This window comes from Micromonospora sp. R311, assembly GCF_056780015.1.
This window is the reverse complement of sequence record NZ_JBSWCE010000069.1, coordinates 1-16,429: the sequence shown is the minus strand read 5'-3', so window position 1 is coordinate 16,429 and position 16,429 is coordinate 1. Positions and strand designations below refer to the sequence as shown.

Genomic DNA, 16,429 nt, shown 5'->3' with positions numbered 1-16,429 from the left:
GGCGGTCCCACCCATCTCCGCCCAGGTCAGAACCAAAATTTCAGCTCTCCAGGTCCCCGAATTACGTCGAACCCGGGTACCCGCACCCCACCCGGCCGATCACCAGTCAGCGATGAGATCTGTGACCTGGTGCGGTGCCATGCGCGGGAGAACCCTGCTGGGGACACGGCCGCATTAATGCGAACTACAGCGGCTGGGCCACCATGTCGACGCGGGCACCAACCGGCGACTCCTCTCCCGACACCGGCTCGGTCCAAAGTGCGGTCTCTCGGCTCCGCCTCGTTGCCCGTGGTCGAGGCAACATCCTCACACGCTTCGTTCGCGCCTGGTCTCCCACATGAACTCGCCGATAATCCGGATCAGCTTCTCCGCCCGCGCGTCATCGCCCATCGCGGCTCCGGAGAGCTTCCCGACCGCCGACTCCACGTCGAACGCGGCGTCAATGATCGACTCCCGCAAGTCCCGTGAGTCGAGGAACTGGTCCTTGGCGTTGTTGTCGATCTGGTCGGCGATCCCAGGCGCTTGCTCGGCCTTGGCCGCGACGGGCTTCACGAATCCCTCAATCTCCTCAGGCCCGAGTTCCCCGCCGAACAGGTCGTTGATGCGCGCGATGACATCGGCCAGGCGTACCAGCTGGGGGTCTTCGTTCACTTTCCCTGATCCCGCTCCAGAGATCGCCGGCAAGGACGCATCAATGGACCCGAGCGTGATCGACGCCTTGCCACCGTCGATCTGCTTGACACGCTTGAGCACAAGATCGGACAGGTCCACCTCGGTGGCGACCCGGTCGACGTTGATCACCCGCACTAGCTGGCGCAGGTACACGCACAGTTTCTCGAGGTCGGTGTCTCCATAGTCGATGACCTGGGACATGAAGTCGTACATCCGCACGAACGTGCCAGCGTCCTTGCGGAACAACTCCAGCCGCTCCCGCTCTGTCCGATCGTCCCGGGAACGCGCCGACTCGTAACGGGCCGCAAAGCGGTCCTTGGCCGGCTTCACCGCGGCCGCCAACTCGGCGTGGGATCCGCCGGAGAACCAGGCAGAGGCGAACTCGTCCACCTCCGACCGCATGTAGATGTCGGCCTCGGCCAGTTTGGCTGCGATCTCGTGCACGATGTTCGGGTCGGTTTCCCGCTCGACCACAGCCTCGGTGTAATACGGCTCAAACGCGGCCTGAATATCGGCCGGTTCATTAACAAAGTCCAGTACGAACGTAGTGTCTTTCCGCTCCCCACCAGGCGTGCGGTAGGTGCGGTTCAGCCTGGACAGGGTCTGCACGGCGTGCACGTCCGGGAGCCTCTTGTCCACGTACATCGCGCACAGCAGCGGCTGGTCGAACCCGGTCTGGAACTTGTCGGCCACTATCATCACCCGGTAGTCCGCCCGACGGAACTCGGCGGCCAGGTCCGACCCCAGTCCTGGGTTCATCGACGATTCTGTCGCGCCCTCGATCGCCAACTCCGGGTCGTTCACGGCCCCGGAGAACGCGACGATCGTCTTCAACGGGTACTTCTTACGCTCGATGTACTTGTCGATCGCCCGCTTGTACCGCACCGCCGCGACCCGTCCGTCAGTCACGACCATCGCCTTCGCGTGTCCTTCCAGCAGGCGCGCCACGTTTGCCAGGAAATGCTCGACGATGATCTCGACCTTCTGCCCGATGTTTGCCTCGGACAGCTTGACGAACCGCATGATGCCGCGCGCCGCAGCCCTCGGGTCCACCAAGTCGGCATCCACGTCATGACCGACGCCGGTACCGGTGAGTGTCTTGATCCCGCCTGCGGCCCGCTGCTCGATCTCGAACGCCGTCTTGTACGTCTGATACCCGCGCAGCACGTCGAGGATGAAGCCCTCCTCGATCGCCTGCCGCATCGTGTACAGGTGGAACGCCCGGGGCAACCCCGTCGGATCTGCCGGGTCTTTACGCCCGAACAACGTCAGCGTCTTCGCCTTCGGCGTCGCCGTAAATGCCAGGTAGGAGACGTTCTGCGGGTTTGCCCGCGCCGAGGTCATCGCAGTGATCTTCGCGTTCAGTACGTCCTCGGCCGAGATCTCTTCGTCCTCGGCAACCTCAACGCCGCCTGCAGTCAGGACCTTGCGCAGATCCGCCGCCGTCGCGCCTGACTGCGAGGTGTGGGCCTCGTCCACGATTACAGCGAAGTGTTTCCCCGCCAAGTCACCGGTCATCAGGTCCATCACGAACGGGAACGTCTGGATCGTGACGATCACGATCAACGACTTCCCGGACAAGGCAGCGGCCAGCGCCTTCGACTTCGATCCGCCCGCCCGCCGCACCTCAGCCGCGTCGATCGTGGTCACCAGGTCCGAGGTGTTGTCGACCTGCCGCACTGCGTCCTGCAGTTGCCGGTCCAGCACCTTCCGGTCGCTGATCACCAGCACCTTGTCGAACATCTTCTCGTTCTCGGCCGTGTGCAGACGTGCCAGGCGGTGCGCCGTCCACGCGATCGTGTTCGTCTTGCCCGACCCTGCTGAGTGCTGCACCAGATACCGCGACCCCGGCCCTTCCGCCCGGACAGCGGCCACGAGGTTGGTGACCGCCTCCCACTGGTGGAACCGCGGGAAGATCAGCACCGACTTCTTCGACGTACGGCCCGTGATCGGATCGGTGTCCTCCTCGCGCCGCAGGAACATCAGCGACCCCAGGATGTTCAGCCACGAGTCACGCTGCAGCACCCGCTCCCACAAGTAGGACGTCGCCGCCCCACCCGGCGCCGGGGGGTTCCCTTTCCCACCATCGGCGGTGCCACGGTTGAACGGCAGAAAGAACGTCTTGGGCCCGGCCAGACGCGTTGTCATCCAGACCTCGTCGTCATCCAGCGCGAAGTGCACCAGGGTCCGCCCGAACGCCAGCAGCGGCTGCCCCTTCGGGTCGCGGTCGTTGCGGTACTGCCCGGCGGCCGACCGTGCCTGCTGCTTGAAGTACGTCTTCAACTCGAGCGTTGCCACCGGCAGGCCGTTCACGAAGAACACCAGGTCGATCCGCCCGCCACCACCCTCGGGCGAGTACGTCACCTGACGCATGACCCGCAGCCGCACCGACGTGTAGTCCGCCACGGTCTTCGGGTTCAGGGACGACGCCGGCGCGAACTGGCACATCCGGAACTTCGCATTGATGTGCGACAGCGGCCGACGCAACACGTTCAGCGTGCCGCCACCGTGCTCCATCTTCGCGTTCAGCCGCTTGACCAGGGTGTCCAGCAGGTGCGCGCGCTGCTTCGCCTCCGACGCTGCGCCCACGGACACGACCTTCGCGAACTCCTCCGGCTGGGTCTCCTCCAGCCAGGCGAACACGTCTTCCGGGAACAACGCACGCTGCCGGTCGTAGCCGTCCGCGGTCGGCGAGTACAACCAGCCGTGTGCGGCCAGGTACTCGGCGATCTCGACCTCGAACGCCTCCTCACGGGTCGCATCCGCCATCTGCCTACGCCCCCTCCCGCGCCTTGCCCGTCGACACGTCGATCCTGCCCGTTACAGCCTCCGTGATCAGAGCGGCACGGCGCTCCCGCGCCAAGGCGATGAACTCTTCCGCCTTTACAATCAGGGCATCAACCCTGACGGCCTGCTCGTCGAGATAGGCAAGAATCGCTAGCTGCTCATCCTCGGGGGGCACTGGCACCTTGAAGTCGGCGAGCAGCGGCCGCCGCAGCGATTCCATCGTTACTTTGTTGTTGCCGGCGAGCGCGACAGGACGCAGGAAGGTTGAGAGGTAGTAGAAGAAGTATCGGGCTCGAACCCCTTTGAAATCCTTGAAGACATAAACCCTTTGGTGCGCCTCGAAGCGGCCGTTTGCATAGTGAAATACCTTCCCTACGCCTCCCTGGCCATCTCCGGGAGTCATGACAGCTTCACCGTCAAATGAGTACTTTCCGATTCGAAGCACTTCACGGCCACGCACGTAGAACGGATACTCGCCATCGTCAGTGGCGTTCCCTGAGTCCTCGCTGCCAGTTGTGATCGTGCACAGGTAGCGGGTGGGCGCCACCCGCCAATGCGCGGGCACCTCGCCGATCCACTCGATTCCTGACGGCCTCATCGGCCTGTTAGGAATGAGACCGCAGACAAGCACGGACCGAATCGTTGCCTCCTGGCGTTCGCGCAGGGTCCCAATCAACTGCTCCTGCTTTGCGATGAGGGCGTCGATCTGGGCCGTCTCTCGGTCTAGAAAGTCCGAGATCTGCCGCTGCTCCTCCACGCAAGGAACGGACACCGCGATGTCGCCCATCTGCTCCCAATAGAGGCGCCATTGAGAGGGCCGAATGCCCGTAGACCGTACTCGGTACTCGCCCACAAGAACGCTCGACCGAAGAAGGTGGTGTGCGAATCGTGGTTGCAGATTACTGCTCCGCGGACGCAGCACCTCATAATCACCACTGACTATGCCGCGGTGCTGAGATATGCCGAGCGAGCCCTGCCATGCCTTCATCCGGTTTACGACGAGGTCACCGGGGCGGACGAGGAGATACCTGTCGAGGTTCTGCGGTGTTACGTTGAAGTTGTCACTCCGGGAGGACTTCGGGATGACTCCATAGTCTCGGTACACCGACAGAACCTCTTCGTCCGGCCGGTTTGCCTCGGCTGAGGGCTGGAACAGCCACTTCAAGCGGACCCGTCCCCAACGCCTCTGAGGAGCTCGAAGGTGGTTCGCCTGCTCACTCACGCCTCGACCTCCTTGAGCATGTCAAGGATCTCCGCGACTATCTTCTCCAGGTCGGCGTCGATCTCCGCCAGTGGGCGCGGCGGCACGTACTGGTAGAAGTGCCGAGTGAAGGGGATTTCGTAGCCGACTTTGGTCTTACTCTCGTCGATCCAGGCGTCGGGGACGTGGGGCTTGACCTCGGCGTCGAAGTACGCTGTGATCGTCTCGTTCTTGGCCCCGTGCACCTTGGGGTGGCCGCCCCAGCCGAACGGCACGATCTCGGTGTCGCGCAGCCCAGGGTCGGGTTCGGGGGAGCCCTTGGAGTCGGCGCAGATGTCGGCGTCCTCGTCGCGCTCACCGAGGGTCTGCCACAGCGCCTTGCGCTGCGCGGTGGTGAGGCGGACGCCGTCGGACCCGAGGTGCTTGCCGAGGTCGCGGAGGAAGTCCTCACGGTTGCGATACAGCTCGGTGCCGAACGTCCGGAGCGAGGCGAGCAGGCCGTCGATCTTGCTCAGCTGTTTGTGCTCGGCCACGGCTTCAATGCGCTCGGGCGTGCAGGTGAAGTTTAGGCGCAGGGGGCGTTCGACGGTGACGGACCAGTAGGCGAAATTGAGGGCGTCGAACACCTTGGAGATATCCGAGGTCGCCATCGTGGTATAGGCCTGCAGGACCTTGGCGCGGTCGGCCTCGCTGATCTCGACGCGCTTGTTGCCCAGCGACTTGCGCATTTTGGTGGCAAATCCGGTGGCGTCGATGAGCTGGACCTTGCCCTTGCGTTCCGGCTGCTTGGTGTTGTCCAGGATCCACAGGTAGGTCGCGATGCCAGTGTTGTAAAACATGTCAGTCGGCAGGGCGACGATCGTGTCGATCAGGTCGTTCTCCAGCAGGTGCCCACGGATGTCGGACGGTCCGGAGCCGGCGCCTCCGTTGAACAGCGGGGACCCGTTCAGGACAATGCCTGCCCGGCCGCCGCGGCCGTGCTCGTCAATGTCACGCATCTTCGACGCGACGTGGAGCAGGAACAGCATCGCGCCGTCGCCGATTGCGGGCAGACCAGGGGTGAAACGGCCGTTGGCGGCCTCGTGCTCCCGGCGGACCTGCTTCTCCGAGGCCTTCCAGTCCTGCCCGAACGGTGGGTTGGACAGGACGAAGTCGAAACCGCGGTCGGCGAACTTGTCCTCGGCCAGGGTGTCACCCAGGCGGACGTTAGCCACGTCCTGCCCCTTCAGGAGCAGGTCGGACTTGCAGATCGCGTAGGAGTGCTTGTTGATCTCCTGGGCAAACAGGCTCAGGTTCGCCTTCGGGTTCATCGCCAACAGGTGCTCCTCGGCGACCGAGAGCATTCCGCCGGTGCCCGCCGTCGGGTCGTAGACGCTGCGGGACACTCCGGGAGCTCGCAGCGCCTCGGGATCCTCGGCAAAGACGAGGTCGACCAGGAGGCGGATCGCATCGCGGGGGGTGTAGAAGTCACCGGCCTGCTCGTTCGAGGCCTCAGCGAACTTGTAGATCAGGTTCTCGAACAAGTCACCCATCGCGGCGTTGTCCACCTTGTCCGGGTGCAGGTCTATCGCTGCGAACTCGCGGGTGACCAGGCCGAGGCGATTGTGCTCGTCGAGCTCCTTGATCTGCGCCTCGAACCCGAAGTTCTTGAAGACGTCGATGTCCGCGCTGAAGCCGTTGACGTAGTCGATCAGGTTCGCCGCGAGGTTGTCCGGGTCCTCGAGCGCCTTCTCCAGTGTGTATGCGGAGGTGTTCCAGAACGAGAGCCCGGGGCTCTCAACGGTGCGGGTGCGGCGGCGCAGCTGGTTCGCGATCCACATCGCACCGTACCTGCCGCCGACTGCCTCCTGGACCACCGCTGTCATGACCTCGCGGTGCGGCTCCATTACGCACTCGAGCCGGCGCAGGATCGTGAACGGCAGGATCACGCTGCCGTACTGGTTCGGCTTGTACGGGCCGCGCAGGATATCGGCGATGCCCCACACGAAGTTGCTGAGCGCGCTCACGTCGTCGGTGCTCCAGGTTGTGGTTTGACGTGTTGCCTGCACGAAAGGTGCGGCGACTCGGGGGCCCAAGCCTACCGACCGGGACCTGGAAGTTGACAAGCCACGAGCGGAGCTGCCGAAGCGTTACAGCACCGACATCCCGATCCGTAGAGCGGATCGACTCGGTCGTCGCCTTGCCTCGCCTGACAAGCAATTCGGGTCAGGATGGACCATCTTGTTGAAGTCGTCGTGGGAACGGACCTCAGTGGGGGCGAGGAAGACGTCGATCAGAAGGCCGCCTGCCTATGACACCCCTGCCATCCCGTGTTAACCGCGAACACCCTGCTGATCGGCCGCCTCGACTGGCGAGGCCGACTCCGCTACACCAGAGAGGGCCGAACCCACCCGCTTCGGCCAGCGCAACGCCGCGAACTAGCCAAGCTCCTGGTGCCGACATACGGGCAGCGCCCCGCCGAGCCGGGTCGCCCACCCCTGGCGCAGCCGCTTTCGGCAAGCTGGTCCGGGCAGCTCGACCGGCCTGAACCGCTGACCTAGGCCCAGGCTCAGCCGACGGTCGCCGCCGAGGCCGACTTCGACACCGCCTCCGAACACCATCGATGGCACCAGCGCATCCACCGCTACCTGCGGGCTCGCCCTGACCCGTCGGTCTATGACGTACCGCTGCTGCTCGGTGATGATGGTGGCTAACTCGGCGACGCGCCATGAGCGGGTACGGGTGCCCCGCACCGCTCGCCATCCACCACGCCGTGATCGACAGACCGTCCCGGCCGAGTAGTGGCCGACCTACGAAGCCCCCGCGCTCCCGTCCGACGAGCGCACGGCTTTTCGTCAGTAGCAGCGTTACATCCCTGAGAGGTCTCGCAGAACCGGTCAGGTCACTGCGCGGATCGGCTACGAGGTGCGAACTCGTAGGCGCCCACACATTTCGCACAGGAGGTCACCGAGTGTCATGACATCGGGGCCGCCATCCTGCGGATCGAGTGAAGATTGGCGATAGGCGCCGACTTCAGCCCTCTCACGTCAACTCAAAGTGGTCATCCGCCTACTCGCCAATGACGCTTACCAGCCAGAGAACTGAGAAATCATTCTTCACGTGACCCGCCCGCCAGTAGTCGATACCGGCCTTCACCACATCCCTGTTGACGTGGCAAGTGCCTTACGGGTTATTCTGCTTGCGACTTCGTAGGCACACCCTGCTGTGGAAGGGAACGTGGGACGTGGCCAAGCAAATCATTCATAAGCTGGTCGATGACCTGGACGGCGGGGACGCTGACGAGACGGTCAAGTTCGCCCTCGAGGGCGTCCAGTACGAGATCGATCTGTCGAGCGCTAACGCCGAGAAACTGCGGGATGCATTCGCCCCGTACATCAGCCACGGCGCGAAGGTGGGCCGGGGCGGCGTAGTCGTGGGCGGCCGGGCCGCCCGAGGCCGGGCCGGCGCCACCACCGACCGTGAGCAGAACAAGGCGATCCGGGCCTGGGCCAAGAAGGCCGGCAAGGAAATCTCCGACCGGGGCCGGATCCCGCAGGAGATCGTCGACGAGTACCACTCGAAGGCAGGCCGCTGACCCGATCCCGCAGCGGCGTGGCTCATGACAGCCCGACACCCATAGCGGGAACTGTTCACACTGTCGGCTGAGCTGCCAGGGCTGCACCCGCCGATACCGGCTTTTCGTGATTTGGCGTCGACGCGTTGGCGGAGAATGTCCCGGTGACATGGGCAGGGAGTGTGGCAATGTTGCACGAACCCCGATAGGGCCATCGGCATCGACGCTGCCGAAGCGAGGCATCTACTCCGTCTGCAGTCGGTGCCTCCCCAAGCTGATCGGTGGTCGTCGGTCCCCCTGCCGTGACCATGGCTGTGGCACTGGCCGTGAAACCGAGAGGCGTGCTGGGTGGAGCTTCTGCAAGCATGTCCTCGTGCGGGTCATGTTGGACACCAATCTTTGGTCCTCCATCGGTGATGAGGGGGTCGCCCGTTCATTCGATGCGCTGATGAGGGCGCGCGGCCTTGAGGTAGTCGTGGCGCCGAGCACCCTTGTGGAGGTCTGTCGGCTTCCGGCGCCCGCGGCCCGCCAACGAATCATCCAGGCCATGGGAACCGGTCCGCGGCGGCGCCTCGCGACGGAGGCGCAGTCAGAGTCTGCGGAGGTTGTCGCGGAAATCCGCCGGGTAAGGCCGCAGTGGTTGCGGCAGATTCCCGACATCGGCCGCGTAGCATCGCTGAATACGTTCTGGACCAAGCGCATATGGCGGCAGGCGCTGCACGACTCGCAGCCGCTGCACGACTACGAGATGCGGCACCGTAGGCAGTCTGATTACCTCGTGCGGGTCCAGCGCAATCAACGCCGCGCCATGCTTGAGATCGACTTCAAGATCCGGCCCCTCACCGCTATGATCGCGACGCCTCTGCCCGAGGCACCCGAGTGGTATCTCGCCGGCTGGTCCGGTGAACCGGTAGAGATGTGGCGGGTCGAGTGCCGCGACGTGTACTGGCACCAACTCATGGTGGTCGGGAGCCGCGCATTCCTGAGCGGCGAGGACTCCACCTTCGCCGACTGGATCGGCGCCTACGTTGACCTGCCCAAGTTGGGTTTCAGCCGGAATGCCTTCACCCACTTCTGGCTCAGCGAGGTCACTATCGACGCAATGCCGCGCAACTGGATTCGGTGGGCCGTTCGCCTCACTCAGTCCACCACCAAGATCACCGGCGGGAACCCGTCCGACGAACAGCACAGCTCCTACTTGCTCGACTGCGATCTCTTCCTGTCCGCGGACACCCGCTATGTGTCAGTCCTCGAACTCGTACGAGCCGAGGCGCCCTTCCCGATTGCCGAGTCACGTCAGGTCAGCGGGGACCGTACGGTGCCTGTGCTTGACCGGATCACTGCGTCGCTGTGAGCGCGGAAAGCAGTGTCAAACTCCCAAGCGCGGCGCATCAGCCTGTCGGGCTCCACTTGATGCGTTACGGAATGCGCTCAGATCGTCCGTTACACATCCGGCTAGACGATCTTGGTTTGTTCCTGCTGTCAGGCTACTGGTGTTCAGTCCCAGAAGTTGAACAGCAGCTCGCCGAGGGTGGTCGGCTTCCAGTAGTTGATCTGGTCGTGTTCGTGGGGGTTGAGAGCGCTCAGGTCGGCCTGTGACAGAGGGGTGCGTAGGTGCTCGACGGTGAGGACCTGGGCGTCGGTCAGGTTGGTGATGGCGGCGGCGAGGTCGCGGTGGTCGACGAACGTGACGGTGGCGTCGCCGCTGGTTCGGGGGCGGGCGAAGGCGATGAGGGGCAGTGCGATGTGCTGCAGCACTGCGATGTGGTGCTGGGCGTGGGTGATGTCGACGGCGTGGAAGTTAGGCGTGACGCTGGCAGGAGTCACGCTGGTGACGGTGGCGTCGATGGCGCGGGCGGCGTGGTGACAGACGGCGGTGAAGGCGCCCAAGTCCGCCTGGTGGCCGGGGCGCGGGTTGAAGCCGGTGGCTCCGGGCGGCAGCTTCATGGTCAGGCTCCGTGGTCGTCGCGGTCGGTGCAGGCTATCCGACGCTGTCGTGGTGGTTCGGGCTTGCGGACCTTCTACCGGGCGATGGGCTTGGTGGTTGTGCGAGGCACTTCCGTGAGGAGCTGGTCGGCGTCTTCGACGGTGAGGGTGCGACCGGCGTGGCCCATGCCGACGTGGATTTTCTGGCCGGCGATGACGAGGGCGCCGCGGCTGCTGACGCGTCGTTCGACGCGTAGTGGGTGAGTTGCCGGGGTGGGTGGGGTCCGGCGGGCGGGCGTCGCGGATGCGGGCCTGCTCTTGTGGGGTGAGCGGGTTGGGCAGGCTGCGCAGCAGGGTCCGGTCGGCGTCGAGGATGTGCAGGACGCCGCGCACCTGCAGATGGCAGGACGGGTGATGCTGCGGGTTAGAGCTTCGACGTCGTTGCGGTCGGTGGCCAGGAGCGAGGGCGTGGTTCTCGTCGCGGGCCGCATCGGAGTGTCAGGCACCCGTCATGTTCTGCTCGTGTCTCCAGTCAAGGTTGGTGGGGCGCCGGCCCGTGGTGACGTATTCCATGTCCGCGGCCCGGGCGGTCGCTGCGGTTACCCGGGCAAGGTCGGCGGGGATCTCCACCAGGCCTGTGTCAGGTGACTCATAGACGGTGATGGGCGTGTCGGGGGTGAGGTCGGCGGCGTAGGTGCCGTCGGGCAGCCAGCGCACCGCCGCACGGTCGGTGTCGACGTCGATATCGATGCGCAGGGCGGGCTGCTCGGCGGTGCCGACCGTGAGCGTTTGCCCGTAGCCGCCGTGCGGCATGATCGCTTGGATCTGCTCGTCGAAGCGGCGGCCGGCCTCCTCGGGGCTGGTCAACTCGTAGGGGTGGCCGTGGTAGTCGCGCAGCAGCAACGTCATTCGGTGATCCTTTCTCCGGTGCCGATGTAGATGCGGTGCCACCAGGTGGCGCCGCCGTCGCGGGTGACTCACACGTTTAGGCGGCTTCCTCGCGGAAGGATGGCCGGCAGTATCTTGTCGCAGGTCCATGGGTAGCTCTGGTCGCGGTCGTTGGTACCGCAGACAGTGTTGTCAATCGCCAGGTCCGACTCGGTGCTGCCCGTGCGGCGCATGCGCGCGGCGGCCTTGGACTCGACGTGGTCGTAAGAGGTGACCGGCGGTCCGCGCAGCGGGTCGTGGTCCAGGTCAGCCGCGAGTGACCGGTCCCCTCCACCGGAGGTGATCTCCTCTCCGTTTGAACACGCCGAGGGTGGGGCGGGTGCTGCCTGCGGGACGCGCCTCCAGGCGCTCGACCGCGGCGCGCACGATGTCCGGCAGCGTGCCGGGTTCAGCGCGTTCCCACTCTGAACCGACCGGCCGGGGGACGTCGTCTGCCTGCGCGGTGGGCGGTCGGCTGATCTCGCCGCCGCCCAGTGTCAGTTTCCCAGGTCACCGACCTGCCGGGCCTGCGCCAGCGCCGCATCGACGTGCTGCCGGGCCTCGGCCCCACGCGTTCGGATCGCCACCAGGCTCTGGCTCACCTGCTTCAGCCGCGACAGCGTGGGACCCGGCTGTCCCTCCCTGCAGCGCCGTGGCGACCAGTCGCTGCGCCTCCTGCACCGCGGCCGCCGCCGCAGCTACGCCACCGTCGGCGGTGCCGAGTGCCGCCACCAGCGGTGTGAGCGCGGAAACCGGAGGCTACCGCCCGGGCGGCAATCTGTTCCACGGCATGTCAACCGCGGCCACGTGCTGCTGCGCCATGTCTACGCCCGCGGCCATGGCCTGAAGATCACCGCTGATCGCGTCGGTCAGTGACACAGAACATCCCCTAGCTTCCACGGCTCACGCGTCTGGAACTGTCGAAGCCTAGAGATGACCCTTGATGCGGCACAACCCGCAACCGTCCCCACACGCACTGCTCCACACGAACCACGGCCGCCCGAGCCAGAGGGGCGCGCAACCCTGGCTCGGTCGGCGGCTACCTGGCGTTGCGGCGGATAGCTAACCTGCGGTCGGCGGCCCCGCCCACCGCCGCTGTGGACAACACCCTCACCGGAAAAGGGGGTCACATCGGGTGGGTCAGTGGCGAACAGCGCGCTGATGACAGACAATCCGTGGTGGTGTCCTTCGATCAAACGTCACAGGACGCAGACGACCGTGCCGAGGATGTCCACGTCCTCAGCCGGGATCACCACGTAGAGCGGGCTTCGTGGCACCAACTCGACCCGGCCGTCACGCGCCCGGCAAACCTTCACGGTCGCCTCTCCGTCGAGCATCGCGGCGACGATGTCGCCGCTGTCGGCGACCGCCTATCGCCGCCCCCGTTGAAGTGCGGCTCGGAAGGCGGCGGCTTCGGACCGCAATAGCGCCGGGACAAGTCGCGGCGACCGGAACGCCGTGCCGATTGTGCTGCGAACAGCCTCCGTGATCGTCCAAGAGGGTCTCGGCATCGTCGGCTCATCGCGGATGCTGAGCGAGGTCGACGGCTGCCACAGCAGCTGCACGAACAGCGAACATGCCCGCAGCGCGAGGGCCGCCGTGGACGGGCTGGGCTCGTTGAGAATGAAGCCGTGAGCGACGTCATGGCGCAGGTTCTGGCCCGTCGGCCCGAGGAGAAGCGTACGGATGAACCGGTCCCAGTCCGGGTCGAAGTCGCGACGAGCCAAGATATCGAGCAGCTGGTCAAGCCCAACGTACTTGCCTTGGGCATTGGTCCGGGCCACGGTGTACGCCGGCTCGTCGAGCAACAACACCAGCGCACGTGCCCCGGCCTCGACCCGGACGGCCGCTGTGTGCAGGCTGCCCTCGTAGTCCCCTGACCAGTAGCGATGAAAGCTGCGAGCCAGAGCGGTCGCCAAGGCAACGTTGCCGGATCCGTTCCCGGCCAGAAACATGGCGAGTTCGGTGACGGGCGGTACCCCGTGCAGTCCGACGATGCGGTCCAGCGCTGCCGACAGTAGTTCGCCGGACAGCGTCATGCGCATCATCTCTGTGCGCGACAACTCGTAGGCGTCCCTGTCCTCCTCGGTTACTGGACGCCATCGGGGCATGTTGTCGGCACCGATCAGCACAACGGAGGCCAACCGGCGAACGACGCTAAGCGAAGCGATGTGGCGGGATGTTCGCTCGTTGGAGGCTAGATCGCCAGATGGCGCTGCCGTCGCGAGCCAGTTCGACATGGACTCACGCCAGTCGACACCGTCGCTGGCACGCCGAACTTCGGCGTCAAGGATCGGACCCGGGATGGTTATCTGGGTAGAAATGCTTCGCAGGCCATGGTCGAGCCTTGCCACGCGTTGCATCTCCCGCACGGCTTCATCCCGAAGGTCGTTCAAGTGGAAGGTCCGCGCGAGTCGCGCCGCCTCCTCTAGGAACCCCATGGCCACCATGGGTTCCCGCCCCACGGCAAGGTCGAGCCGCGTCTTCACCCGCACCCTGTGTGCCGCCTCGCGACGGGAGGGGTCCACGAGGATGAGCAGATCCATGAGCTGATCCACGACATGGTCAAGATCGGTGTGGTGGGCAGCCTCTTCCTCAATCAGGGACAACAGCTGCGCGGTCTCCGCCGGATCAAGAAGGCCACGGTTTGCTGCAAGAAGTGCCAGCGTCGACAGGGCTGAGCCGACCTGTGGTCGCTTCGAGCGTACTCGGGCACCTGCAAAGTTCAGCGCCACGGCCACCGCGCGCTTGGTGATCGCCGCTCCGGTGGCGGCCGCAGCCGCGATACGCGTAAGCGACAGGGCGCGGCCCAAGGAGAGCGTCAACCCGCGGTCGAGCCACCTCGCCTCAACGTCGTCATCGCCAGACGGTCGGATCACGGTCGACGGCGCCATCGCATGGTCCAGGTACGCACCGACCGCCGCAGCGGCGCGGTCAGGTGTGCCCGTCCCACCGCGCAACACCAACATGTCCAAAAGCCTGGCCCGAGCAGCCGGATGCGTGACCTTGCCAGCAAGCCTCTCCCACGTTTCGGCTTCGGCGTCAGCTACAGAGCGGAGACGGGGTGGTGGCAACGCTTCCGTGTGGAAACCGGTCTTCCACCGCAGTTCCACCAATCGGCGCCCGGACCTGGTTTCCTCGGTAAGGAAGAACCCCAGCGCACGAAGGACGGGTTGCGTCGGGGCCGAGTCAGGGTCGATGCCGATTCCACGGGCGAGCGTATAGAACCGGTCCGGCACGCTTGTCCAAGCCGTCGCCGTGGCGAACGCAAGATCAACGAGGTGGGTCAACTCGTCCTCGGTGGGCGGGCGAACCACTGGCTCACTGTCCGGAGCATCCGCGTCCGGGGGTGAAGCATCGCCGTCGGCAGTGTTCAACTCACCGCCGTCCGCCGAGCCGGTCAACTCTTCGACGTCTTCCTCGTTCGCCGGATCGCTTACCGCAGTCACCAGAACATGATCCCGGAATGCGGGAGTCCGTCAAAGACAATTCGCCTTCATCCGCCGCTGGCGAGGAGTCCGCACGCCGAGGCGTCAAACCTGGACGCGAGTTTCGTCGAACTGGCAACGATTCGATTTTCACGCCCCGCGCTCTCGGACGGCGCCGTCCGCGAGTACTTACGTCCCAGATCCAGCCCGGCGCCACCGACCCTGCCCTGGCTGCGGAGCTTACCGCGGTGGTACAGGTCCTGGATTCAGAGAAGGTTGATGAGGTCGCGGTGGCGGGCCGGGCACATCCGATCGTGCGGGCGGACACGTTCGCCCGGTTCAGTCCGGACGGGCCGGACCCGCCACGGCCCACCGACCTCAACCCGCGTCGGGCCGACGGGCACGACAGCTTCCTCGACCAGGTCCTGGTCGCCGATCCGGCCGCGCCCGCCGGTGTCGCGAGGCCGTGCTGAAGGTGGAGCTGCTGACGGGGCACTACCCCCGGGCACAGGTGCCGGCCGACGTGTACGACGACAGCGTCGCGGCTGCCTACTCGCACCCGAACGGGGTGGTGCTGCCCACCCGCTACGCCGCGGCTGAGGAGGTCAACGGGGCGTGGCGACGTTCAGCCGCACGGTGGCCGCCCCGCAGGAAGCTCGCGACGAGATCGCCTTCGCTCTCCGTTACATCGAGCCGCGGATCACGCAGCTCACCGACGACGAGACCGCTGCCTACCAGCAGGCCGCCGACGACCTCGACGGCAGCCGCGCGGACGAGACTTCGGTGCTCGGCCGCCGCTTCCGGGTCACCCGCATCGAGACCCTGCTGCGCTTCTCGCCCGACGGACCCGAAGGACCTCGCCGCTAAGACCCCGACCCGGGCTCGCCGCCAGAGGCGCACCCCGCGCCTGCGTGAACAGGGACTGCGCCGCGAACCGGACACGCCCACGCCTGGTAGCCCGTGACGTGGGCAGAGGCAGGCAGGCGATTCATGCCCTGATTGCGGGTCTGGTATTCGCACCGGATCTGCCGTGTCTCGCCTGGTGGGTGCGTACCGTCGGCGGCATGAGGGTGCTGCTGCGCGGCGGGCCCGGCGACGGGCAGGTCGTCGCCGGTGGCGGTGGCGGGGAGACCGTCGTCTGGCGGGCCTGCCTGTACGAAATCACGCCTGAACGCACCCACCACCGCGACGCCGATCTGCGGATCTACCAGCACCGCCCCGACTGCTGCGAGACCTACGGCCGGGGTGCCGAGGACCTCTGCGAATAACGCATTATCCGCCGACCGGCCACTGACACCGACTCGAACATGCGTACGATCCAGAACTGTGGATGAGGTGGTCCGGCGGTGGTGGAACGGCGTGTGGGGGCGTCTCGCGCGCCGCGACGTATGGCTGGTCCGCCAGACCCGGTGGAAGGTCGTCGCCCGGTCGGGCGACGGTGAGACGGGCAAGGTGCTGCGCTGGGAGTTCGACTCGCAGGCCGATGCCCAAGACATGATTGACCGCCTGCTACGGGCGAACTCGCCCGGCTCGTGGCGGGAACTGACGCCGCGCGAGCGAGCCTCCCGGAGCGGCACGTGAGGATGGGGCCGTCGGCTGACCCCGCAGCTTGCAGCCCTTTGTGCCGGGTGCGGCCAATGGAGAGGATCGAGCTGTGCCCCGCTTTGGGGGCGAGCCAGCGAGGCGATGGCCCGCGCGTTGGCCACCGGTCCCGGCGGCAAGGTGGAGAGCCCGAGGGCGACTTCCTTGCACCCCGTCTGCGTGGACACTTCGGGGAGAGGTGTTCGGCCCGCTAGGTTTGCGGTAATCTGCCCAACCGTTGCCCGGGATGTTGAGGCAGACTTCGCGGAGGGGCCCCCACGGCCCCGGCGTTGTTCGGGTGTGTCCGGTTTGATCATGGTTTGTTAGATGCCGTAGGTGGCGAAGACGTCGCGG

The 16,429-nt window shown here is 65.8% G+C and carries 14 protein-coding genes and 2 pseudogenes; 7 read left to right on the top strand and 9 right to left on the bottom strand.

Features of this window, described 5'->3' with window-relative positions; genetic code table 11:
* Positions 1–306 precede the first annotated feature (306 nt).
* Genes AC1WTP_RS33300 through AC1WTP_RS33290 form a run of 3 tightly spaced genes read right to left on the bottom strand, consistent with a single transcriptional unit; the run spans position 307 to position 6,666 of the window.
* Positions 307–3,441, bottom strand: a complete 3,135-nt coding sequence (locus AC1WTP_RS33300) for a type I restriction endonuclease subunit R (RefSeq protein ID WP_481653200.1) — start codon at positions 3,439–3,441, stop codon at positions 307–309.
* 4 nt (positions 3,442–3,445) lie between these two features.
* The gene (locus AC1WTP_RS33295; RefSeq protein ID WP_481653199.1) at positions 3,446–4,681 is read right to left on the bottom strand and encodes a restriction endonuclease subunit S; all 1,236 of its coding nucleotides are present in this window, start codon (positions 4,679–4,681) and stop codon (positions 3,446–3,448) included.
* Positions 4,678–6,666 (bottom strand): type I restriction-modification system subunit M, encoded by a 1,989-nt coding sequence (locus AC1WTP_RS33290; protein ID WP_481653198.1) that lies wholly within the window; start codon positions 6,664–6,666, stop codon positions 4,678–4,680. Before AC1WTP_RS33290 ends, AC1WTP_RS33295 begins: the two co-directional genes overlap by 4 nt.
* A gap of 1,217 nt (positions 6,667–7,883) precedes the next feature.
* On the opposite strand from AC1WTP_RS33290, the gene AC1WTP_RS33285 reads away from it, so the two are divergent.
* Both AC1WTP_RS33285 and AC1WTP_RS33280 read left to right on the top strand, forming a co-directional pair.
* A complete protein-coding gene (locus AC1WTP_RS33285; protein ID WP_481653197.1) occupies positions 7,884–8,234 on the top strand; it encodes a histone-like nucleoid-structuring protein Lsr2 in 351 nt (116 codons plus the stop codon).
* A 361-nt stretch (positions 8,235–8,595) separates the two neighbouring features.
* Positions 8,596–9,567, top strand: coding sequence for a hypothetical protein (locus tag AC1WTP_RS33280; RefSeq protein ID WP_481653196.1), 972 nt, complete (start codon positions 8,596–8,598; stop codon positions 9,565–9,567).
* 143 nt (positions 9,568–9,710) lie between these two features.
* Here AC1WTP_RS33280 and AC1WTP_RS33275 read toward each other — a convergent pair whose 3' ends face one another.
* Positions 9,711–10,160 carry a hypothetical protein gene (locus tag AC1WTP_RS33275; RefSeq protein WP_481653195.1) on the bottom strand — a complete coding sequence of 150 codons (450 nt, stop codon included), beginning with the start codon at positions 10,158–10,160 and terminating at the stop codon, positions 9,711–9,713.
* 11 nt (positions 10,161–10,171) lie between these two features.
* Between AC1WTP_RS33275 and AC1WTP_RS33270 the strand changes: the two genes are divergently transcribed.
* Positions 10,172–10,396, top strand: coding sequence for a hypothetical protein (locus tag AC1WTP_RS33270; protein ID WP_481653194.1), 225 nt, complete (start codon positions 10,172–10,174; stop codon positions 10,394–10,396).
* A 241-nt stretch (positions 10,397–10,637) separates the two neighbouring features.
* Here AC1WTP_RS33270 and AC1WTP_RS33265 read toward each other — a convergent pair whose 3' ends face one another.
* The 5 genes and pseudogenes from AC1WTP_RS33265 to AC1WTP_RS33245 form a co-directional block, all read right to left on the bottom strand.
* Positions 10,638–11,048, bottom strand: a complete 411-nt coding sequence (locus AC1WTP_RS33265; RefSeq protein WP_481653193.1) for an Imm1 family immunity protein — start codon at positions 11,046–11,048, stop codon at positions 10,638–10,640.
* A 68-nt stretch (positions 11,049–11,116) separates the two neighbouring features.
* Positions 11,117–11,371 (bottom strand): DddA-like double-stranded DNA deaminase toxin, encoded by a 255-nt coding sequence (locus tag AC1WTP_RS33260; RefSeq protein WP_481653201.1) that lies wholly within the window; start codon positions 11,369–11,371, stop codon positions 11,117–11,119.
* A gap of 192 nt (positions 11,372–11,563) precedes the next feature.
* Positions 11,564–11,653, bottom strand: coding sequence for a hypothetical protein (locus tag AC1WTP_RS33255; protein WP_481653192.1), 90 nt, complete (start codon positions 11,651–11,653; stop codon positions 11,564–11,566).
* 612 nt (positions 11,654–12,265) lie between these two features.
* Positions 12,266–12,430 (bottom strand): annotated as a pseudogene (locus tag AC1WTP_RS33250) (LexA family protein); the annotation flags it as partial.
* A 6-nt stretch (positions 12,431–12,436) separates the two neighbouring features.
* Entirely contained in the window at positions 12,437–14,515 is a 2,079-nt protein-coding gene (locus AC1WTP_RS33245; protein WP_481653191.1) for a DUF4209 domain-containing protein, read from the bottom strand.
* Positions 14,516–14,532: 17 nt separating this feature from the next.
* Here AC1WTP_RS33245 and AC1WTP_RS33240 point away from each other — a divergent pair.
* The 4 genes and pseudogenes from AC1WTP_RS33240 to AC1WTP_RS33225 all read left to right on the top strand — a co-directional run.
* Positions 14,533–15,065, top strand: a pseudogene (locus AC1WTP_RS33240) (DUF5954 family protein); the annotation flags it as partial.
* A 44-nt stretch (positions 15,066–15,109) separates the two neighbouring features.
* Entirely contained in the window at positions 15,110–15,361 is a 252-nt protein-coding gene (locus AC1WTP_RS33235; protein WP_481653190.1) for a DUF5954 family protein, read from the top strand.
* A gap of 197 nt (positions 15,362–15,558) precedes the next feature.
* Positions 15,559–15,762, top strand: a complete 204-nt coding sequence (locus AC1WTP_RS33230; protein WP_481653189.1) for a hypothetical protein — start codon at positions 15,559–15,561, stop codon at positions 15,760–15,762.
* Positions 15,763–15,820: 58 nt separating this feature from the next.
* A complete protein-coding gene (locus AC1WTP_RS33225; RefSeq protein ID WP_481653188.1) occupies positions 15,821–16,075 on the top strand; it encodes a hypothetical protein in 255 nt (84 codons plus the stop codon).
* Positions 16,076–16,429 lie beyond the last annotated feature (354 nt).